The organism is Streptomyces chartreusis, assembly GCF_008704715.1.
In the GTDB taxonomy this organism is placed as follows: Bacteria; Actinomycetota; Actinomycetes; order Streptomycetales; family Streptomycetaceae; genus Streptomyces; species Streptomyces chartreusis.
The window spans coordinates 8,874,115-8,895,130 of sequence record NZ_CP023689.1 but is presented as its reverse complement, the minus strand read 5'-3'; the positions used below and the strand labels follow the sequence as shown (position 1 = coordinate 8,895,130).

21 protein-coding genes and 1 pseudogene are annotated in these 21,016 nt (G+C 71.1%); 17 read left to right on the top strand and 5 right to left on the bottom strand.

All coding sequences use genetic code 11. The features are described 5' to 3' along the window. Positions 1–7 precede the first annotated feature (7 nt). The 3 genes from CP983_RS39510 (at position 8) to CP983_RS39500 (ending at position 1,961) form a co-directional block, all read left to right on the top strand. Positions 8–376, top strand: a complete 369-nt coding sequence (locus CP983_RS39510; RefSeq protein WP_107911385.1) for a TraR/DksA family transcriptional regulator — start codon at positions 8–10, stop codon at positions 374–376. Continuing rightward, complete coding sequence (locus CP983_RS39505; protein ID WP_167537828.1) at positions 373–1,218, top strand: rod shape-determining protein; 846 nt, start codon at positions 373–375, stop codon at positions 1,216–1,218. Before CP983_RS39510 ends, CP983_RS39505 begins: the two co-directional genes overlap by 4 nt. A 101-nt stretch (positions 1,219–1,319) precedes the next feature. Beyond that, entirely contained in the window at positions 1,320–1,961 is a 642-nt protein-coding gene (locus tag CP983_RS39500; RefSeq protein ID WP_150505092.1) for an Rv1733c family protein, read from the top strand. A 56-nt stretch (positions 1,962–2,017) separates the two neighbouring features. Here CP983_RS39500 and CP983_RS39495 read toward each other — a convergent pair whose 3' ends face one another. After that, positions 2,018–2,917: an aminoglycoside phosphotransferase family protein gene (locus CP983_RS39495; protein WP_150505090.1), complete on the bottom strand. Its 900-nt coding sequence runs from the start codon at positions 2,915–2,917 to the stop codon at positions 2,018–2,020. A gap of 11 nt (positions 2,918–2,928) precedes the next feature. Between CP983_RS39495 and CP983_RS39490 the strand changes: the two genes are divergently transcribed. Further along, positions 2,929–3,489, top strand: a complete 561-nt coding sequence (locus CP983_RS39490) for a hypothetical protein (RefSeq protein ID WP_229914815.1) — start codon at positions 2,929–2,931, stop codon at positions 3,487–3,489. A gap of 31 nt (positions 3,490–3,520) precedes the next feature. Here the strand turns inward: CP983_RS39490 and CP983_RS44895 are convergent. Together CP983_RS44895 and CP983_RS39480 are read right to left on the bottom strand one after the other, a co-directional pair. Next, positions 3,521–3,721: pseudogene (locus CP983_RS44895) on the bottom strand (transposase); the annotation flags it as partial. 3 nt (positions 3,722–3,724) lie between these two features. Continuing rightward, positions 3,725–4,564 carry an endonuclease/exonuclease/phosphatase family protein gene (locus CP983_RS39480; RefSeq protein ID WP_150505086.1) on the bottom strand — a complete coding sequence of 280 codons (840 nt, stop codon included), beginning with the start codon at positions 4,562–4,564 and terminating at the stop codon, positions 3,725–3,727. A 166-nt stretch (positions 4,565–4,730) separates the two neighbouring features. On the opposite strand from CP983_RS39480, the gene CP983_RS39475 reads away from it, so the two are divergent. The 12 genes from CP983_RS39475 (at position 4,731) to CP983_RS39420 (ending at position 17,885) form a co-directional block, all read left to right on the top strand. Then, positions 4,731–5,384 carry a M15 family metallopeptidase gene (locus CP983_RS39475; RefSeq protein ID WP_150505084.1) on the top strand — a complete coding sequence of 218 codons (654 nt, stop codon included), beginning with the start codon at positions 4,731–4,733 and terminating at the stop codon, positions 5,382–5,384. Positions 5,385–5,658: 274 nt separating this feature from the next. Continuing rightward, on the top strand, positions 5,659–6,684 hold the full coding sequence (locus CP983_RS39470; RefSeq protein WP_167537913.1) for a LacI family DNA-binding transcriptional regulator: 1,026 nt from the start codon (positions 5,659–5,661) through the stop codon (positions 6,682–6,684). A 69-nt stretch (positions 6,685–6,753) separates the two neighbouring features. Beyond that, on the top strand, positions 6,754–8,352 hold the full coding sequence (locus CP983_RS39465; RefSeq protein ID WP_150505081.1) for an FAD-dependent oxidoreductase: 1,599 nt from the start codon (positions 6,754–6,756) through the stop codon (positions 8,350–8,352). Between the two features lie 49 nt (positions 8,353–8,401). Further along, positions 8,402–10,531, top strand: a complete 2,130-nt coding sequence (locus tag CP983_RS39460; protein ID WP_150505079.1) for a hydantoinase/oxoprolinase family protein — start codon at positions 8,402–8,404, stop codon at positions 10,529–10,531. 152 nt (positions 10,532–10,683) lie between these two features. After that, positions 10,684–11,235: a hypothetical protein gene (locus tag CP983_RS39455; RefSeq protein ID WP_150507144.1), complete on the top strand. Its 552-nt coding sequence runs from the start codon at positions 10,684–10,686 to the stop codon at positions 11,233–11,235. Positions 11,236–11,238: 3 nt separating this feature from the next. Beyond that, positions 11,239–12,528, top strand: a complete 1,290-nt coding sequence (locus CP983_RS39450; protein ID WP_150505077.1) for a TRAP transporter large permease — start codon at positions 11,239–11,241, stop codon at positions 12,526–12,528. A gap of 25 nt (positions 12,529–12,553) precedes the next feature. Then, complete coding sequence (locus CP983_RS39445; protein ID WP_229914816.1) at positions 12,554–13,603, top strand: glycoside hydrolase family protein; 1,050 nt, start codon at positions 12,554–12,556, stop codon at positions 13,601–13,603. Positions 13,604–13,710: 107 nt separating this feature from the next. After that, positions 13,711–14,271: an RNA polymerase sigma factor gene (locus tag CP983_RS39440; protein ID WP_150505075.1), complete on the top strand. Its 561-nt coding sequence runs from the start codon at positions 13,711–13,713 to the stop codon at positions 14,269–14,271. Next, on the top strand, positions 14,268–15,092 hold the full coding sequence (locus CP983_RS39435; protein ID WP_150505073.1) for a zf-HC2 domain-containing protein: 825 nt from the start codon (positions 14,268–14,270) through the stop codon (positions 15,090–15,092). Before CP983_RS39440 ends, CP983_RS39435 begins: the two co-directional genes overlap by 4 nt. Beyond that, on the top strand, positions 15,089–15,922 hold the full coding sequence (locus tag CP983_RS39430) for an ABC transporter ATP-binding protein (protein WP_150505071.1): 834 nt from the start codon (positions 15,089–15,091) through the stop codon (positions 15,920–15,922). Before CP983_RS39435 ends, CP983_RS39430 begins: the two co-directional genes overlap by 4 nt. After that, positions 15,919–17,313 carry a hypothetical protein gene (locus CP983_RS39425; protein ID WP_150505069.1) on the top strand — a complete coding sequence of 465 codons (1,395 nt, stop codon included), beginning with the start codon at positions 15,919–15,921 and terminating at the stop codon, positions 17,311–17,313. Before CP983_RS39430 ends, CP983_RS39425 begins: the two co-directional genes overlap by 4 nt. Beyond that, positions 17,310–17,885: a hypothetical protein gene (locus CP983_RS39420; RefSeq protein ID WP_150505067.1), complete on the top strand. Its 576-nt coding sequence runs from the start codon at positions 17,310–17,312 to the stop codon at positions 17,883–17,885. Before CP983_RS39425 ends, CP983_RS39420 begins: the two co-directional genes overlap by 4 nt. Positions 17,886–17,925: 40 nt before the next feature. Here the strand turns inward: CP983_RS39420 and CP983_RS39415 are convergent, their stop codons facing one another. Next, the gene (locus tag CP983_RS39415) at positions 17,926–18,402 is read right to left on the bottom strand and encodes a potassium channel family protein (RefSeq protein WP_107911409.1); all 477 of its coding nucleotides are present in this window, start codon (positions 18,400–18,402) and stop codon (positions 17,926–17,928) included. Between the two features lie 257 nt (positions 18,403–18,659). After that, positions 18,660–19,556, bottom strand: a complete 897-nt coding sequence (locus tag CP983_RS39410) for a LysR family transcriptional regulator (RefSeq protein WP_208852847.1) — start codon at positions 19,554–19,556, stop codon at positions 18,660–18,662. Between the two features lie 90 nt (positions 19,557–19,646). Here CP983_RS39410 and CP983_RS39405 point away from each other — a divergent pair, with 90 nt between their 5' ends. After that, positions 19,647–20,987, top strand: coding sequence for an aspartate aminotransferase family protein (locus CP983_RS39405; protein ID WP_150505063.1), 1,341 nt, complete (start codon positions 19,647–19,649; stop codon positions 20,985–20,987). Positions 20,988–21,016: the final 29 nt, after the last annotated feature.

Here is a 21,016-nt window from a genome sequence, read left to right as displayed (position 1 = left end):
GGGTGAAGTGGTGAACCACCAGACCGTCGGCGACCGTGCCACGCACCTGTCGCCCGAGGACCTTGCCGCGCTCCGGGAAAACCTGCACGAACAGCGCCTGTTCCGTCAGGACCAGCTGCGCCAGATCGCCGCGGCGCCACGCGCCGAGGAACTGCTCGGCCGCCGTTCCGCGGCGCAGGCCGAGGTGCACGTCAAGCTCGCCGCGTCCGCGCGCATGGTGCTCGCCGACGTGGAGGCGGCGCTGCAGCGCATGGCCGACGGCAGTTACGGCGCCTGTCATCTGTGCCGGCGGGCCATCGACCGCGAGCGGCTGACGATCGTGCCGCAGGCCCGCTACTGCGCCCGGTGCCAGCAGGTGCGCGAGGCCGGCCGATGACACTGGTCCCGCGCCCTCGCACCGGCTCTTCCTCCTACCACCGGCACCGGCCCTGGCCGATGTGCCGGCAGTGCTGCGGCCTCGCCCTCGACATGGGCAGCGCGCGTACTCGCGCCTGGATCGCCGGCCGCGGCATGATCCTCGACGTACCCACGATCACGTTCCCGGGCGCCGGGGCGGTGTATCCGATACAGCGGGGCGCCATCGTCGACGTTCCGGGTACGTCCCGGATGCTCGACCGGCTGCTCGGCCACCGTCTGCCCCGCCTCACCCGGCCGCTGGTGGTGGTCACCACGCCGGTCCTCGACGGGCCCACCTACCGGGAACGGGCCCGCACGGCGGTGGAGGTGCTGCGTCCGCGCACGGTACTGACGGTCCCCACCGCGCGTGCCATAGCGCTGGCCGCGGACGCGGACCTCTCCCGGCCGCTGCTCGTGGTGGACATCGGCGCCCACCTCACCGAGGTGGTCCTCCTCTCCGAGGGCATGGTCTTCGACGCCCGACGCACGGCGGTGGGCACGACCGACATCTCCGCGCCCGGCACCTCTGCGGAGGTCATCGAAGCCGTGACGACGATGATCACGTCGATGCTCCGGCAGGACCGTACGTCCGTGACCGCCGACGCCCTGTGCCGGGGTGCCCTCCTGGCGGGCGGCGGGGCGCTGCGTCCCGACCTCACGTACCGGCTGACCGGCAGCCTGCACGCGCCCCTGCGAGCCGTCCCCGCGCCGCACACCGCCGCGATCCGCGGCGCCGCGAAGATCCTCCAGTCCGCCCACGCGCACCCTTCGGCGAGGTCCGCGCAGCCGCCCGGACGGGGCACCGGCCCCCACCCCCATTAGCCCCGTCCCCGACTGCCACGGCCGGTGCCGCTCCACCGGCCGTGGCACCCATTTCGGCGTCGCGGCCCCGTCCCGTTCCCGTCCCGCGGAAGGAGAAATCCGTGTCCGGCACGATCCCGCCCGCGCAGCCACCCCCGCCTTCCGACCTCCGGTACCCATGGGTGCACCCCCTCTCACTCTGGCTGTGGCGGCACAACCCACTGCGCCGGAGCACCGACCGCCTCCAGGGCTGGATCGCCCTCGCCCTGCTGCTCCTCGCGCCGTTCCTCGGCCTGATCGCCATGTTCACCATCGGTGACACGGCCTACCGGCACTACGTCACGACAGCCGCCGACCAGCGCAAGACCCGGCACCTCACGACGGCCATACTCACGCACGACGCTCCGCGCCATCCCGAACCCGGCTCGGAGGAGGCGAAGAAGACGCGCTACCCGGCCACGGTCCGCTTCACCGACCCGCAGGGCACGATCCGTACCGCACAGACCGACGTGCTGCCCGGGCTCACCGAGGACAGCAGGGTCGAGGTATGGGTCGACATGGAGGGAGCGCTCACCGAACCGCCCATGACCGCCGAACAGATCCGCAGCCGCGCCATGGGCTGGGCCCTCCTCGCCTTCCTGGCCGTCGCCCTCGCCGGTGTCGCCGCCTACGGCACCGCAGCCCACGTCCTGAACCGGCGCAACCTGGCCGAGTGGGAATCCAAGTGGGCGGAAACCGCGCCGCGTTGGACCACATCTCCCTGAACGACCGGCCGGGCGGGACACCTGGTGGCGACGGACGCGAGGAGCCGCCGCTACTGTCAGCCGATGAGGGCTTGGGTGATCTGCCGAGTGGTCTGCGCGGCGACCCGGGGGTTGACCGCGGCGTAGGAAGTATAGGCGTTCAGGCCGGTGGCCAGGGCCCAGCCGCGGCCCCGCATCCAGGTGTCATCGTCCACGCCGACCGCATCTCGGAAGGCGGCTCGGCTGTCGGCCGACATCAGGGTGAAGGCGATCATCAGGTCGCGGGCCGGGTCGCCCTTGCCGAGCCCGCCGAAGTCGATGACGGCGCTGAGGCGGCCGTCGGAGGTCAGCAGGTTGCCGGTGTGGAAGTCGCCGTGAAACCACACCGGAGCTCGGTCCCAACCCGGCGCACTCAACGCCGCGTTCCACAGTTCGGTCATCGCTGTCGTGTCGAACACCCCGTCGACCTCGGCGATGGCGAGCCGCGTCGCGCGGTCCCGATCGGACAGCGGGCTGCCGGTGAGGTCATCGCTGATGTCGACAGCGGGGATGTCCTCGGGGGCGAACCGCTGCAGGGCGGCCAGGAATTGGGCCAGTTCGACTGCGGCGCCGGCGGAGTCGCCCAATGCGTCGACGGTGGCCACCTCGCCGTCCAGCCAGCGGGAGACGGCCCACGGCCACGGATAGCCGAAGTCGGGGTCACCCACACCCACCGGTACCGGGACGGCCAGGGGAACGTGCGGGGCGAGCCGGGGCAGCCACCGGAATTCCTTCCTGGCCTGCCCAATTGCACCGGCATGGCGGGGCAACCGGACGGACAGCTCCTCGCCCAACCGATAGATCACATGGTCCGAGCCGGCCGGGTCGAGCAGCTTCAGGGGCAGCCCGGCCCACTGCGGGAACTGCGCATCGACCAGACGCCTGACCAGCGCCTCATCGATCCGAGGGCGGCTGTCTGCGACACTCCCGGCTACCAAGAGCAACTCCCATGGTCGACCCGTTCCGTGCGACGGGCAGTCGCAACCATCACAGTGGTCAGCGGCCGCGCCTGTCGACCAATTTTGCGACGCGGCGGCAACTGACTAATGCCGCATCAGTCAACGTTCGCGCTGTCGATGGCTACTCTGACGACGTGGCCGATGAGAAGGACAGTGGGAGCGGCTCGATCCGACATCCCTCGTGGAACCGCCCGGTAGTGGCCACCGTCGCGCTGGAACTGGCCGGCCTCGCTGTCTCCGGGTTGGTCGCTCTGGTGGGGTGGCCGTTCGGGTGGCTGCCCGACACCAGTCTCGTCGGCCTCGTGACGGGCCTGATGGCGATCGGGCCTGCGGCTGAGTTGTACCGCGGGGCGAGCCCGCCGCGTCGGCTTGCTGTTGTCGCCGCTCTCCTTGCGCTGGTAGCGGTGAGACTGCTCGTGACTGCAACGGTGAACTGGGCCTTCCCTGCGCTGGCTGATCCGGGCGTCGGTATCCTCGTCGGCTACCTGGTTGCGCTACCCGTCGGCGTGGCTGTGCTGGCCCGGTTCCTCACCAGGGCGAACGTTGCCTGACACGACACTGGCCCACGGCATCGCTCGCCCGGACATGAGAGCCGTCCACCGCCGCCCGGGAGAAGTCCAGGGCGTTCACACTGCGCAGCCTGACCAGGAGGGCCTCGTGCAGCCGGGGCCACACACCGGCCACGGTCCACTCGGCCAGGCGCCGCCGGCAGGTCATGCCTGAACCGAAGCCGAGCTCCTGCGCCGGCTGTTCCCATGCAGGCCCGGTGTGCAGCACGAACACCTTCTACGTCGGCTTGAGGTCGGTGCGCACCAGGTGATGGTCCGAATTCTCGGTCGGATTCACATGCTGCTCGAGCGACACGAAGCCCCGCAGGAAGACGTAGTCGAACTTGCTCTGCCAGTCGGTGGTCACCTCACAGACACCGGTGGCCGAGGGACCGCACTCGGGATCGGCATCCGAGGCCAAGGCCCACATCTTCGTGAGTTCGGCGGATTCCGGCACGGCATTGAAATCGCCGAGAACGATCGCCCGGTCATACTTGCGGACCTCTGCGGTGAGGACGCCGATCTGCTCGGCCCGGAACTCCTCCTGGCGCCGGTGGGCGAGATGCGTGTTGAAGACGCGAGTCGACTTTCCGCCGACAGTCGTGGTGACCGCCATGTACCCGCGGTCCTCGGATCCGCCGTCGGGGTATTCCACGCTGACGTGGTCCTTCATCGGCGCGATCGAGAGAATCGCCTGACCGAAACCCCCGGGGTTCCAAGGCACTCCCCCGCAGCGGCCCCAACTCTGCAGCACCGTCCCGTACTCGACGTGGTAGACCAGCCCGTAGCGACGCTGCAGATGGTTCCGGATCTTCTCGACATCACGCACGCACGTCTCTTGCATGCCGATGACCTGCGGCGCATACCTGGCGATGTCCGCCGCCCGGTCCTCGTTGCTCACGTCGCAGGGATTGCAGATGTTCCACGTCATGACCCGGTTCGGTACGGCATCCCGGACGGCGTCGGCCGGCGGTGCCCCGCCGAAGAGGCCACCACTTGGCGTGCTGGGGCCGACGAGCACGATGAAGGCGACGACCACCGCCCCCGCGAGCAACCCCGTGCCCCTTCCGAACACCATCGCCTCCTCACGTGGACACCCACGGCATCACACATCTCAAGAAAGAGATTAAAAGACGAACCTGTGTGCCACACTCGCTGCTCCGGATCCCGGCGCGCCCGCAAGATTCCGGGCAACGACACACAGCACGGCCACCACCCGCCGGGCAGTCGGCAATGCTCGGCGCATGAACGAGATCGTGCTGATGTCGGACCCAAGAATCGCCGCGATCCCGGTGGTCGACTGCGGCGAAGCGCTCGTGGACATCCGGATCGGCGGGTCCGTCACCGTCGATCCTCGCCGAGGCGATCACTCGGGAGCATTCGCGCATCTGCGGGAAGGAGTCCTGACCCGACTCCTCAAGGCCCAGCAATTCCTCCCGCCGGGCATCCGTCTGCTGTTCATCGAGGGGTACCGGCCACCCGCCCTGCAGCGCGAATACTTCCAGCGCTACGCCGACAAACTCCGACTCGCCAATCCGGACTGGCCGCCGACAAGGGTTCGCGAGGCCGCGAGCCGGTACGTATCGCCGCCGGAGATCGCACCTCACAGCGCCGGCGCCGCGGTTGATCTCACGCTCGTCACCGCCGACGGGCGGGAACTCGACATGGGCACCCGCGTCAACGCCAACCCGGAGGAGAGCGACGGCGCGTGTTACACGGACGCCGACAATGTGGACTCCGAGGCGCGGGCCAACCGCCGGACGCTCATTGACGCGCTGACCGCCGGTGGCTTGGTGAACTACCCCACCGAGTGGTGGCATTGGTCCTTCGGTGATCGTTACTGGGCGCTTGCCACGGAAGCCGACCACGCGGTGTACGGGCCGCGAGAACTGACTTGAGCTGCGGGTGCAACCCGACACGCGGCCACACCCTGCGCGCACGGGACCGCACTCACCCGCCTCCGTTCCGCGGCGTTTCCGTCACGAGTCTTGACCCGCCCGGCAGGGAGGGGCCAGTCTCGTTAATGCGCATTAGGTAATACGCATTAACACAGTGCCGTCGCCGAGAGCGGCAACCCGACTCCCCTGGAGAGCAACCACCGTGGAACCCAGGAAGCGGCCCGGACGTGCACCCGCTCAGGGCGGACGTACGGCGCGTCCCCGGCAGGCCGAGGTGGCCCGGCTCGCGGGGGTGTCCCAGGCGACCGTGTCCCTGGTGCTCTCCCCGAAGCCCGACGGCAAGGGACGCCTCATCTCCGAGGAGACCCGCCGACGCGTCCTGGAAGCGGCCCGCAGCCTCGGCTACGTGCCCGACCCGGCCGCCCGGCGGCTGGCCGCCGCCCGCAACAACCTCCTCGGCGTGTTCAGCTTCACCGCCACGTTCCCCACCGATGTGCAGCACTCGTACTACCCCTTCCTCGTCGGCGTGGAGCGCGAGGCGGCGGCGCTCGGCTACGACCTGGTGCTGTTCACCGGGTCGAGCACCGGCGGCGCGGGTGCCGCGGGACCCGACGCCCTGAGCCGGGTCCGGCTCGCCGACGGCTGTCTCTTCATCGGCCGGCACACTCCCCGCGCGGAGCTCAAGCGGCTGGTCGAGGACGGCTTCCCGGTCGTACACCTGGGCCGCCGCGAGGAGTTGGAGGGCGTGGCATGGGTCGGCGCCGACTATGTCGAGGCCACCCGTGGTGTCGTGGCACATCTGGCCGAGCTGGGGCATCGACGGATCGTCCTCGTCCGTGAGGACGACGACGCGCCCGCCTCCACGGACCGTCAGCGCGGCTTCCTGGAGGGGATGGAGGCGGGGGGTCTGGCATCCGGGCCCGCGGCCGTCTTCCGGTCCGCCGATCCGCAGCGGGAGCTGACGCCCGAGCGGCTGCGTGCCTGGGCCGACGAAGGGGTGACGGCGTTCGTCGTGGAGGAGACCGACACCGGGGCGGCATGGCGGGGCCTGCTCTCCGCCGTGCGTGAGGCGGGCCTCGACTGCCCCGGTGACGTGTCCCTCGCCCTGCTCGGCAGCCCGCCGTCCGATCTGGCGAGCGAGCCCGTGCCGACCGGATTCGACATCCCACGGCCGCAGTTGGGTGCCGCGGCCGTGCGGCTGCTGGCCGCGCTCGTCGCGGGCGAGGAGGCGCGGGAGCCTCTCGTCGCCTGCGCCTTCCGCCCGGGTCCTACGACCGGCCCGCGGCGCGTTCGCCCTTGAGCAAGACGCATACGCACGAACCCTGTTGAGCCGTCCCGGCGGCAACTCGCCCCAGCAGCAAGGAGAAGCGTGATACCCGAAGCGGACATCCTCGTCGTGGGCGGCGGACTCGGTGGCGTGGCCGCCGCACTCGCCGCGTGCCGGGCAGGACGCAGCGTCGTGCTCACCGAGGAGACGGACTGGATCGGCGGCCAGCTCACCAGCCAGGCGGTGCCACCCGACGAGCACCCGTGGGTGGAGCAGTTCGGCACGACGGCCTCGTACCGGCGGCTGCGCGAGGAGATCCGGCGGTACTACCGACACTGGTATCCGCTGCGGGCCGAGGCCTCGGCGCTCACCGACCTCAATCCCGGAGCGGGCCGCGTCAGCAAGCTCTGCCACGAACCGAAGGTCGCCCTCGCCGTCCTGGAGGGCATGCTCGCGCCCCACCGCGCGGCGGGACGGCTGACCGTGCTCACCGAGCACCGGCCGGTCTCCGCCGAGTCCGACAACGATGTCGTACGGTCCGTGACCCTGAAGGACCTGCGCGACGGCACGCGGCGCACGCTCACCGCGCGCTACGTCCTCGACGCCACCGAGACGGGCGAACTCCTGCACCTCGCGGGCGTCGAGCACGCGAACGGGGCCGAGGCTCGTGCCGAGTTCGACGAGCCGCACGCCCCGGACGAGGCCCAGCCCCTCAATCAGCAGGGCATCACGGTCTGCTTCGCGCTCTCCCACCACGAGGGCGAGGACCACACGATCGACCGGCCGGACGACTACGCCTTCTGGCGGGGCTACCGGCCCTCGTTCTGGCCCGGTCCGCTGCTCGGCTTCGAGGCGCCCGACCCGCGCACGCTGGAGCCGGTGCCGCGGACCTTCGTGCCGAACCCCGATCTCGACCCGCTCGGTGTCTCCGCCGACCAGAGCTCCGACGCCGGCGACAAGGAACTGTGGGGCTTCCGCCGCATCCTCGCCCGCAGGCTGCACGCGCCGGGCGCCTTCGGCTCCGACATCACGCTCGTCAACTGGCCGCTCAACGACTACTGGCTGAAGCCGTATATCGGCCAGGAGTCCGAAGCGCTGCGCGAGGCAAGGCAGTTGTCGCTGTCGCTGCTGTACTGGCTGCAGACCGAGGCGCCTCGCGCGGACGGCGACACCGGCTTCCCGGGGCTGCGGATCCGCCCGGACGTCACCGGCACGGCGGACGGCCTGGCCAAGGCGGCGTACGTCCGCGAGTCCCGCCGTATCAAGGCCGTCACCACCGTCACCGAGCACGACGTGGCGATCGACCTGGTCGGCCCGTACGGCGGCACCCGGCACCGGGACTCCGTCGGCGTGGGCGGCTACCGCATCGACCTGCATCCCTCGACCGGCGGCGACAACTACATCGACATCGGCTCGGTGCCCTTCGAGATCCCGCTCGGGGCGCTGGTACCGCGGCGGGTCCGCAACCTGCTGCCGGCGGGCAAGAACATCGGCACCACCCACATCACCAACGGCTGCTACCGGCTGCACCCGGTGGAGTGGAACGTCGGCGAGGTCGCCGGTGCCCTCGCCGCGCACTGCGTGGCCGAGGACGTCGAACCGCACCAGGTGCAGGCCGAGGACAAGCGGTTCGAGGAGTTCGCGCGGCTGCTCGACCGCGCCGGAGTGCAACGCCACTGGCCGGACGTACGCGGCTACTGAACACCACCTGTACGGAGCGAACCGATCCAGCACAAGGAGGTGCCCGGACATGAACACACCCCGCATCCGCGTCGGCATCGACGTGGGCGGAACCTTCACCGACGCCGTGGCCGTGGATGCCACGACCCACGAACTCCTGGGGCAGATCAAGGTCCCCACCAGTCACCGGCACGAGGACGGTGTCGCGCACGGCATCGTCGAGGCGCTCGACCGGCTCCTGGCGCAGACCGGCCGCGCCCCGGCCGATGTCGCCTTTCTCGCGCATGGCACGACCCAGGCCACGAACGCGCTCCTGGAGGGCGACGTGGCGACCGTCGGGCTCATCGGCATCGGGGCGGGCCCCGGCGCGGTGCTCACCCGCCGGCTCGCCTCGTTCGGCAAGCTCGAACTCGCCCCGGGCAAAAGGCTTCCGCTCGCCTACGCACACGTCACGGACCCGCAGGACATCTCGGCGCTCCGCAGCGCCGTCGAGCGGCTGACGGACGAGGGCGCCCAAGTCCTCGTCGCCAGCCAGCCGTTCAGCGTCGACCGTCCCGAGGGCGAACAGGCCGTGCTGGAGGCGGCACGGCCGTACGGGCTGCCGATGACGGCCGCGCACGAGATCACCTCGCTGTACGGGCTGCACAAGCGCACCCGTACCGCCGTGGTGAACGCGGCGATCCTGCCGCGCATGCTGGCCACCGCCGACCTCGTCGACGCCTCCATCGTCAAGGCGGGCGTGACCGCGCCGCTGATGGTGATGCGCTGCGACGGCGGTGTGATGGCGCTCGACGAGATGCGCCGCCGGCCTCTGCTGACGGTCCTGTCGGGGCCGGCCGCCGGCGTAGCGGGCGCTCTGATGCAGGAGCGGGTGAGCGAGGGCGTGTTCCTGGAGACGGGTGGCACGTCGACGGACGTCAGCGTGGTGCGGCGCGGCAAGGTCGCCGTCCGGCACGCGACCATCGTCGGCAGGACGTCGTATCTGAATGCCCTCGACGTGCGCACGGTCGGCGTCGGCGGCGGCTCCATGGTGCGGATCGGCCAGGGCCGGGTGACCGGTGTCGGCCCGCGCAGCGCCCATATCGCGGGGCTGCCGTACGCCTGCTTCGCCTCGCCCGACGACCTGCGCGACGCCACCGTGGACACCGTGCGGCCCATGGACGGCGACCCGGCCGACTACGCGGTGATCGACGCGGCGGGCGGGCGATTCGCGGTCACGATGACCTGCGCCGCCAACGCCCTCGGCCGTGTCCCGGAGGGCGACTTCGCCCGCTGCGACCCCGAGACCGCACGCGCGGCGATCGCGCCGCTGGCGGCCGTGCTCGGCACCGATGTCTCGACCGCGGCCGCGCGGATCCTCGACGCGGGGGTGGCACAGGTGAAGGCGGTGGTGGACGCGATGATCCGCGACTACCGCCTCGACGAGGACACGGCCGTCCTCGTCGGCGGAGGCGGCGGCGCCGCGTCCGTCACCCCGCACCTCGCCCTCACCAGCGCCATGGAGGGCCGGATCGCCCGCCACAACGAGGTCATCAGCCCCATCGGCGTGGCCCTCGCGCTCGTACGGGAACAGGTCGAGCGGATCGTGCCCGGCGCCTCGCAGGAGCAGATCCTCGCCATCCGCGCCGAGGCGGAGCGGGCGGTCGTCGCGCAGGGTGCCGCCGCCGAGGGCGTCGAGGTCGAGGTCACCGTCGACCCGCAGACCAACACCGTGCGCGCGGTCGCGACCGGCGCCACCGAACTGCGCACCCAGGACCGGGCGCACCGCGCCGACGACACCGAGCGACTCCGTGCCGCGGCGGCCAGCCTGAAGGCCGACCCCACGGCGGTCCAGGTCCTGGCGGGCACCGCCGCCCACACCGTCTACGGCACACGGACGCGCCGCCGTCTGCGGCCGGCCCGCAGGCCCGTACGGATCGTCGACATGGACGGTGTCGTGCGCCATCACGCGCCCGACGCGCTCGTGGCCACGACGACGGTGGCCGGCGCCCCGGAGGCGCTCGCCCGGCTGGTGGGCGAGTCCACCTCGTACGGCGACGGCGGGGTGCGCGCTCCCGCCCTGCGGCTGCTGCTCGGCTCCCGCATCGCGGACCTGTCCGGCGTCCTCGACCCGCAGCCCCTGCTCGCTCTGGCCCGCAGCGAGTTGCGGTCCCGCGCGGCCGACGAGCCGGTGGTCGCGGTCCTGGAGGTGCGGTCGTGACGGCCGCCGGGGCACGGGAACCGACCGCCGCGGCACGGGAGTCGGCCGCCGATGCGCGGGTGTCGGCCGCCGGGGTACGGAAGTCGACGGCCGGGGTACGGGAGTCGGCCGCCGGGGTACGGGAGCCGACGGATCCCGCGTCCGTCGACGACATCGAATGGGCCGTCCGGCTGCTGGCCGGCACGCCCACCCACGAGAACCGTGATCGCGCGCTGCTACGTCAATGGGCCCGCAGAGCCGACGAGTTCGGGGCCCGGCTCGCTCCCGTCCCGTCCACGGCGCGTGTGGTCGAGCGGGGCGGCGGACTGGAGCGGATGCTGCTCGCCCGCTACACGTCACGGCCGCCGACGGTCGAGCTCTACACCGACACCCTCGCGCTCGCGGAGGAGTTGGTCGACGCCCGCGGCTGGCGTCACTGGTATCCGCCGGGCTCGGTGCGGGCGGCCGCGCTCGCCCACGAGGCGGTGCACGCCCACCTCCACCACGGCCCCGCGAAGACCGCGCTCAAGCAGGCCCTCGGCCACACCGTGCTCCGCATCGGACGCCGCCGTGTCGCCGGACATGTCGCGGGCGCCGAAGAGGTCGCCGCGCATGCCTACGCCAGAACCGTCTGCGGGCTCGGCCGCAGCCCCCTGCTCCTGACCGCCGCGCTGCGTGCGGCCCTCACCCGGCCCGGGGCTGCCGCTCCGAGAAGAGAGAACTGACCCATGGGCGTCGTCATCCTCCTCGTCATGGCCGCAGGCGTCGGCCTGATGCTCACCCGCAGACTCCCCACCGCCGTAGCGCTGGTGCTGCTCGCCGTCGTCATCGCCCTCCTGGCCGGGGCGCCGCTCACCGGCGAGAACAGCGTCCTGGACACGGTCCTCCAGGAAGGCGCGCCCGCTCTGGCCGCCACCATGATCGCGATCATCCTGGGTTCCTGGCTGGGCAAGCTCCTCGACGAGACGGGCGTCGCGGGCACTCTCGTCCGCAAGATCGTCGAGTTCGGCGGTGACCGCCCGACCGTGGTGGCCCTCGGCGTCCTCGCCGTGTCCGCACTCGTCGGAACGGTGACCGGCTCGGCGCCCGCCGCCATGCTCGCCGGCATCATCGGCATCCCCGCCATGATCGCCGTCGGCGTGCCCAAGGTGACCGCCGCGGGCACGGTGCTGATGGGCATCGCCGTGGGCATCCCCTTCGAGCTGCCGGTGTGGCAGTTCTTCTCCACCACGCTGGAACTGCCGATCCCGACCGTGCGCGGCTTCATGGTGAAGCTCTTCCCGTTCGCCCTGGTCGCCGCTCTCGCGTTCGTCCTCGTCGAGACGCGGCGGCGGGGCACCGAACACGCGTGGTCGCTCAAGTCAGTCGACTCTCCTGACGCGAAGCCGCGGTCACGGCGCGAGGAGCTGGGTGACGCGCCCTGGTACGCGCTGCTCGCCCCCGCCGTCCCGCTCGTCCTGGCGTTGGGCTTCGAACTCGCCATCATCCCTTCGCTGTTGGCGGGTGTCCTGTACGCGCTGGTCACCACGACCCGACCCGGCGAGATGAACAAGCGGCTGCTGCGCACCCTGTACGGCGGCTTCGAGGTGGCCGCCCCGCCGATCGCCCTGTTCGTCGCCATCGGCATCCTGCTCGCGGCGGTGAAACTGCCCGGTGCCGTGGACGCTCTCGAACCGCTCGTCAAGGCCGTCAGCCCGCAGAACGCCGTGCTGTTCGTCCTGGTCTTCACACTGCTCGTCCCGCTGTGCCTCTACCGCGGACCCCTCAATGTGTTCGGGCTCGGCGCGGGCATCGCCGGCGTCCTCATCGCGACCGGCATCTACCCGGCGGCCGTCGTCCTCGGCATGGCCACCTCGTACAACCAGGTCTTCGGCGTCGCCGACCCCACCAGCACACAGACCGTGTGGAGCGCCCAGTACGCGGGCGTCACTCCCCAGCACGTCATGGTGCGCACCCTGCCGTACGTCTGGGTGGTCGCCCTGGGCGGCCTTTGCGTCACCGCCGCCACCCACCTCTGAACTTCCCTCCCCTTGGAGCCCACCCATGCCTGAACACCACCCCGACCGGACGCATGAGCACCACTTCGACCGGACGCCCGAACACCGCCTCGACCGGCGCCTGTTCCTGCGGGCCGGCGCCGCCACCGGAGCCGCCCTCGCGGTCGGGACGTCCGTGGGCGCCCAGCCCGCGGCCGCAGCGCCCGGCGGCTTCCCCGACTACACCTACGTCCGCACACTCCTGACGGCATCTCAGCTGAAGTACAACCCCACCGGCGAGATCATCTTCCCCTGCGTGCGCGGTGTCTACGACAAGCTGAGCTCGCCCCTGGGCCGCTACTACCTGTACTACGCGCCGCACGACGCACCCGGTGGAATCTGTCTGGCCTACGGCAACTCGCTGGCCGGACCGTTCACGGAGTACCCGTCGAACCCGATCGTCGCCAACAAGTGGTCACCGCACTACTCCGTCAGCCATGTGTCGTCACCACATGTGCTGTGGAACCAGGATGCCAAGGAGTTCTGGCTGTACTTCCACGGCGAGAACACCACGACCCGCCTCGCCCGCTCGGCCGACGGGATCCACTTCACGTACGACAAGGTCGTCCTGTCGACGTCCATGCTCCCGGCGGGCACCACGGAGACGTCGTACGCCCGGGTCTTCCGCCACGACCTGCCCTCGCGCGGCGCCCGCTACGTGATGGTCTTCATGCTGAACAACACCACCGATCACCGTGACATCCACTGGGGTTGGTCCGCCGACGGCCGCAACTGGAGCTACGACCAGCAGCCCTTGATCCGGCACGGCGACGTCGGCGCGGTCAATGTCGGCGGCCCGCACCTCCTGCACCGCGACAACAGCACCTACGTCGTCTACAACAAGGACAAGGCAAGCGGCGGCGACATCATGATCACCGAGGTCGGCAACGACTTCGGCAAGCGCAACCACCTGGGCGTCTTCTACAACTCACGCAGCGCGGCCCCGGAGAACGGGCGTGCCGCGGCGCCGGCCTTCGGCACCGACGGCGGCGTCCCGTACATGATCTACGAGGCCGGTGAGCGGCTCGCGGGGGCCATCGCGGTGGCCCGGGGCTGAGCCTGGACCGACCCTGAGGGACGGCTCCCCGGCGACCTTGCCATGGAGGTGTGGCGCGGATCACGTCGAGGGGAAAACCTGCGGCGCGGCCCGGGCGTCTAGCGGGTGTGAGATCAGTCAGAGCAACGCTGCACGAGCTGGACGAGGAGCGTCTCGTCCGTCTGGTGGCAAGAGGCGATCGTGCCGCGTTCGAGGAGTTGTACCGGCGTACGTCGCCGTGGCTGGCGGTGCGGTTGCGCCGCCGGTGCGGGGACGAGCAGATCGTCGCCGAGGTCATGCAGGAGACCTACTTGGCGGTGTGGCGGGCGGCGGGCGCGTTCGCCGGGGCCGCGGTCGGCGGGACGGCCACCGGTTGGCTGTGGACGATCGCGGCGCGCCGTCTCGTCGACGCGTTCCGGCGCAGGGCCCACCACGCGGAGCCGCCGCCGGCCGCCGCTCCGCCCGACGCGGCGCCCGCCGCCGAGGAGGAGGCGCTCGCCTCGGCCGTCGGCGGTGATGTCGGGGACGCGCTGCGGTGCCTCGCCCCGGAGTTGAGACAGGTACTGCAGGCCATGGTGCTCGACGGGTTGTCGGTCCGGGAGACCGCGGTCCTGCTCGGGCTGCCCGAAGGCACGGTCAAGACCCGTGCGCGCCGGGCCCGGAGCGCGATGCGGAGGGCGCTGGCATGAGCGTGGAACATGCGTCGACGCGGATCATCGAAGGTTACGCGCGCGGCGATACGAGTCTCCCGGCCGACGAGGTGTGGGCCGTGGAGGCCCATCTGGAGGCGTGCCGGGTGTGCCGCGACCGGCTGTCGGCGGTCGTCGGGACCGAGACGCCCGCGGTCGCATCGCTGGTCGACGCCGTGTGGTCCGGCCTGGAACCCCAGTTGGCGGTGACCGCCACGATGCCGCGCAGGCGGCGCTGGTCGGCGCGGCTGGCGAGGTGGATGACGCCCACGATGGTGCCGTGGCTGGCGATGGTCGTGGGCGTGACGCTGCTGGCCCTGCTGCTCGATCTGGTCGGCACCGGCACCGACTCCGGCCAGGTGTCGCTGGTGCTGCTGTTCGCGCCGGTCCTGCCGGTCCTCGGCGTCGCGGCGTCCTGGTCGCGCGGGCTGGATCCGGCGTACGAACTGACGGCCTCGGTGCCGAGGGCCGGGCTCTATCTGGTGCTGCGGCGCACCGCCTCCGTGCTCGGAGTGGTCGTACCCGCGCTGCTGTTGGGCGGATGGGTGACCGGGGTGATGCTGGCGCAGTGGCTGCTGCCCTGTCTGGCCTTCACCGCGACGACGCTGGCGCTCGGCAGTGTCGTGGGCGTGACCCGCGCCGCCGTTGTACTGGCGGGTGTGTGGGCCGCCGTCGTCGTGGCACCGACCCTGGCCACCAGCCGGACGACCTTCGCCCTGCAGACCAATGGCCTGCCCGCATGGGGGCTGATCCTCGCGCTCGGCATCGCTGTCGTGATCGCCCGCAGAGGTTCCTATTCCGTACTGCGAGCCCATCGATGACCATTGGAAAGGAACACCACATGACGTCCGCGGTGAGCGCGGCCGACATCGCACCGACGGCCTACGCCTGGGAGATCCAGGCCACCGGGCTGAAGGTCAGGGTCGGCAGGAACCGGATGGCCGTCGACGGCCTCGACCTCGCGCTGGGCACCGGCGTCCACGGACTGCTCGGCCCCAACGGTGCCGGCAAGACCACCCTCATCCGGACGCTGGCCACCGTGCTGCGCCCCACCGAGGGCACCCTGGAGATGCTCGGCGAGTCCGTGAGCGGCAGGGGCGAGCATCGTACGCTGCGCCGTCGAATCGGTTATCTGCCCCAGGAGTTCGGCTACTACAAGCGCTTCACGGTGCGCGAGTTCGTCGAGTACATGGCCTGGCTGAAGGAGGTTCCTAAGGCGGACATCCCGGCGGCGGTGCAGCGGGCCGTGGAGCGGGTGGGGATGGCGGACCGCGCCGACGAGAGGATGAAGGCCCTGTCGGGCGGCATGGTCCGGCGGGTCGGCATCGCCCAGGCCATCGTCAACGACCCGACGGTCCTCCTGCTGGACGAACCGACGGTGGGCCTCGACCCGGCCCAGCGGCTGCGTTTCCGCGAGCTGCTCCAGGAGTTGGGCACGGACACCTGCGTGGTCGTCTCGACCCATCTGGTGGAGGACGTGGCCGCCGCGTGCACCGACGTGGTGCTCTTCGCCGAGGGCCGGCTGGTCTTCCAGGGCCCGCCGGACGAACTGGCCTCGGTGGGCGGCCCGGAGCACGAGGGCGACACCCCGCTGGAGCGCGGCTACTCGGCCATGCTGCTCAACCCCCAGCAGGGAAGGGGCTCCTGGTGAACGCCCGCATCCTGCGCATCGAACTGAAGCGTTCCGTCGCTCCATGGGCCGGCGCGGTGGTCCTGACGACGGCGCTCGGCTTCCTGTACCTCCTGAACGCCGCGTGGTGGAGGGGCACCACGGCGTGGACGGCCCAGTGGACGCCGATGGCCATGTGGACCCGCGCCCTGCTGTTCTACCTGTGGCCGGTCGCCGTGGGGCTCGGCGCGCTACAGGGCCCGCGTGACCACCGCTCGAAGATGTCCGAGCTGCTCACGAGCACACCGCGCCCCGCCCGGCACCGCGCGGCCGCGCTGGCGGGCACGACGGCACTCACACTGGCATCGGCCTTTGGGCTGCTGGTCCTCGTGGGTGGGGTCCAGGTGATCGCCAACACCGAGTACACACACCTCGGTTGGCTGCCGATCTCACTGGTGGGTGGCCTCTTCCTGATCGCGGGAGCCGTGCTGGGCATGGGAGCGGGGCGAGCTCTGCCGTCGGTGCTCACCCCGCCCTCACTGGCCATGGCCGCCTTCGTGTTCACGGTTCTCATGCACTCGTCGCTGGGCCGGACTCAGACGGACTCGGCGACAGGGTTCCCGAGCACGGAGCCGAACCGGATCTCGCTGCTCTCACCGACGGTGGAAGAGGTACGCAACGCACTCCTGACGCTCTCCACTTCCGTCCACATCGGACAGACGATCTGGCTGCTCGGCATGGCCGCGACCGGCTTCGCGCTCCTGGTCGCCGCGACCGTCCGCACCCGCCTGATCGCCCTTACGCCCGTCATGGCGGGAGCGGTGATCGCCCTGCTCGTCCTCCCCTCCGACCCACGCCACATGTATGTCGTAGACACAACCGCAGCGGAGTTGGTGTGCGACGGCCATGTGTGTGTGACGAGGACACACCAGTCACGACTGGCCGACCTGGCGGGTCCGGGCAACAAGGCACTACGTCTGCTGCACGGCGCCCTGGGCGACGGGGCGCCGACCTCGATCCGGGAGAACACGACCGTGCTGCCGCACGGAGCCACTCCCCGGTGGTCCCGCGAAACGGTTCTCTTCAGCTTTGACGACGGCATCATCGACGCCGCGAAGGGCGAGGACCTGACCCGGGCGGTGATCGCTCAGGGCATGGTGCCGGGGTGCTCCTTCGTCGGCTGGAGCGGCACGCTCAATGACGCCGCCGCACAGAGCATCGCTGCGAGCTGGATCGTGGGCGACCTGAAGCCGCTCGTCGGCTCCCCCCACTCCGCGGCCGACCAGATCGCCCTGGCCCGCCCGGTGTGGAAGAAGCTCAAGGCACTCCCCCGGGCCGAACAGCGCGCACGCATCGACGCGATGCACACCGCCGCGGTCTCCTGCAAGGGCGGCGATGCCTTCGATGTCCTGTCCGGTGGTGCGTCCAGGTGAGATGGCTGACGCTGTACGCGCGTTCGCGCCAGGCCCCCGCGTCGCTCGCCGCGGTGCTGATCAGCGCGGTGACGGTGTGGGCCCTCGCCCCGGGCGCCGGCGAGGGGTCCGCCGATCCCCGACTGCCCGTGCTCGTCCTCGCCACGGGGGCGATGGCGGCCTCGATCGGGCTCAGCGGCCAGGACGCCGACCTGGACCGGACGGCCGCGATCCGCTGGGCGCCCCGCAGGGCGGCCCATGTGCTGCTCGCCGCAGCGATCGTCGGTGTAGTGCTGCTGGCCGTGCAGACGCTGGGCGAGGACATGGCCCCCGCCGCGTTCATCGTGCGGGACAGCGCGGGCCTGATGGGCCTGGCAGCCCTGGGCGCGGCTGTGGCGGGCGGCCAGTACGCGTGGACGCTGCCGTTCACCTGGCTGGCGTTCTCGTTCTTCGCGCCGCCCGCGACGAGTGCGCCGATGCAGGTGGCGACTTGGATGCTGCTGCCGCCCGGCACGGCGGTGGGAACGTGGACGGCCCTGGCACTCGGCGCCGCCGGAACGGCCGCCTACGCGGTGGTGGGCCCGAGGCGGTGACCGGCCCGGACCCGGGCCAGGATCATGAGCACGAACACCGTCACTGCGTCCTGCCGCCCTCGAGCATTCGCTCGATGCGATCGAAACGCTCGTGCACGGCGTGTGTCATTTCCTCGTACGTCTGCTCCACCGCCTGCTCGGCCTGATGCAGGCGGTGGTGCCGGCGTTCCTGGTCCCGTCCCACGAACCAGGTGGCAAGAGCAGCGGTGACCATGCCATAGGCCGTGATCCCGACGACCATCACCACGACGGCGATCAGCCGTCCCCACACAGTCACCGGATAGAAGTCGCCGTACCCGACCGTCGTGGCGGTCTCCACCGACCACCACAACGCAAGCGGATACGAGGTCAGCTTCGCCCCGGGCGCTCCGCGCTCGGCCGCCACCACGAGGCCCGAACCCACCAGCACCACGAACAGGAGGACGACCGTCGCGGCTCCGGCCGCCTTGAAATGCAGCGAACGCCCCTGACGGCCCAACAGCAGGTCGACCGCCCGGGCAAGGAAACCGGGAACCATACCCGGCATCCTGCGCCACACCCAGGCCGACCCCGCGCGTACGCGCCGCGCGAGTCAGAACCACGACCCGAACAGCGGCCACGCACTCCGAGATCTACGAATGGTGGAAGAAACTCCACTGTGGACACCGACGCACCCCTGCGAGACTCGAACCAGGCCCCGTCGCGGAATCCCCCGTCGCGACGGGGCCCTCATCCCCGCCTTCCCGACTGCAGGGTCGAGTGTGGTCGGCGGCCTCAGCCGATGCGTACCGCTGATCACACGTCCCCGGCCGCGGGCGGACGCAGCGCGTCGAGCACCACACGCACCGCCGCGCGAGGCGGCACACCCCTGCGGATCGCGGCCGTGATCGTACGGGTCACCGGGCTGGTCAGCTCCCGCGTGACGACGCGAAAGCGGCCGGCGTCGACAGCCAGGCCCGGCAGCAGTGCGACCGCATGGCCGGCCTCGACAAGCTCCAAGGTCAGCATGTAGTTGCTGAAACGGGCGACCACACGGGGCTCGAACCGCGCCTGTCGGCACAGCCGCAGCGCGAGATTCGCCATGTACGACTGGGGGATGTCGAAGGCCCATGGTTCTTCGGCGAACGCGGTGAGGTCCGCGGGCTCGCGCCCGGCGGCCGGGTGCTCGGGCGGCAGCACCAGCAGGATCGGATCCGTCGCCAGCGGCAGGAGGTCGAGGTCCGGGCCGAGCGGCAGTTCGGCGAAGTCCGTGGTCGTGATCACGAGGTCCGCGTCGCCGACCCGCAACGCCGGCACACTCTCGTGCGGCTCCAACTCCAGGAGCTGGACGTCGAGATGGGGATACTCGCGGGACAGGCGTGTCACGGCCGGTACGGCCATCGTGTGCACCACGCTCTGGAACGCCCCGAGCCGCACCAGGCCCGACGGCTCCTCACCGAACCCGCGCAGCTCCGCCTCCACGGTGTCCATGTGATCGAGGATGGCCCGCGCGCGCCGCGCCAGGATCAGCCCGGCCGAGGTCAGCCGTACCCGGCGCCCCGTGCGTTCCAGCAGCTGAGTGCCCGTCTCGGTCTCGAGCACGGCGAGCTGCTGCGACACACTCGACGGGCTCAGATTGGCGGCCTGGGCCACCGCCCGGACCGTACCCAGCGTGTCCAGCTGAGTCAGCAGCCTCAGCCTCCAGGGATTCATCACCGCCCCATTGTTGTACGGCTTTTCCGAACAGCACAGCCGGAATTGTGTGATGGACGTGGCGCTCGCCGCGGTCCTACCGTCGGAGTCATGGCTGCTGAGACCCCGACATCCACTGTCCTTACGGCCCCTGAGTCCACGTTCTGGTCCGATGCGGACCGGCACCTCGTCCGCTACGGCGGCGGGTTCACCCGCGAGATCATCGAGCGCGCCGCCGGCAGCTTCGTGTACAGCGAGGACGGCCGGAAGATCCTCGACTTCACGTCCGGCCAGATGAGCGCGATCCTCGGGCACTCGCACCCGGCGATCGTGGAGACCGTCCAGCGCCAGGTCGCCACGCTCGACCACCTCTACAGCGGCATGCTCAGCCGCCCCGTCGTCGACCTGGCCCGGCGCCTCGCCGAGACGCTGCCCGCGCCGTTGGACAAGGCGCTGCTCCTGACCACCGGTGCCGAGTCGAACGAGGCCGCCATCCGGATGGCCAAGCTCGTCACCGGCAAGCACGAGATCGTGTCGTTCGCCCGGTCCTGGCACGGCATGACCCAGGCCGCCGCGTCCGCCACCTACAGCACGGGCCGCAAGGGTTACGGCCCGTCCGCCCCCGGCAACTTCGCGATCCCCGTCCCCAACTCCTACCGCCCCGACTTCACCACGCCCGACGGTGAGCTCGACTGGCGCCGCCAACTGGACTTCGCCTTCGACCTCATCGACGCCCAGTCCACCGGCAGCCTCGCCGCCTGCCTCGTGGAACCGATCCTCAGCTCCGGCGGCATCATCGAACCGCCGCCCGGCTACTTCGCGGCCCTCCAGCGCAAGTGCCGCGAGCGCGGCATGCTCCTGATCCTCGACGAGGCCCAGACCGGTCTGTGCCGCACGGGCACCTGGTACGCCTTCGAACGGGACGGCGTGGTCCCCGACATCCTCACCCTCTCCAAGACCCTCGGCGCGGGCCTGCCGCTGGCGGCCGTCCTCACCAGCGCCGAGATCGAGCAGGAGGCGTACGACCGCGGCTTCCTCTTCTTCACCACGCATGTCTCCGACCCGCTGGTGGCCGCCGTGGGCAACACCGTCCTCGACGTACTGACCAGGGACCGCCTGGACGAGCGCGCCCGCAGCCTCGGCACCTTCCTGCGCGCCGGCCTGGAGGACATGGCCACCCGCCACGAGGTCATCGGCGACATCCGCGGCCGCGGGCTGCTCGCCGGCCTGGAACTCGTCGTCGACCGCGAGACCAAGCAGAGCTCCGACAAGCTGGGCGCCCAGGTCACCCGCCGCTGCCTCGAACTCGGCCTGCACATGAACATCGTCCAACTCCCCGGCATGGGCGGCGTCTTCCGCATCGCACCCCCACTCACGGCGACGGAGGACGAACTGGCCCTCGGCCTGTCGATCCTGGACACGGCGATCGGCGAGGTGAGCGCTGCGCTGTGACCGAAGGAGTTCCGGCGCGGCCTCGCACC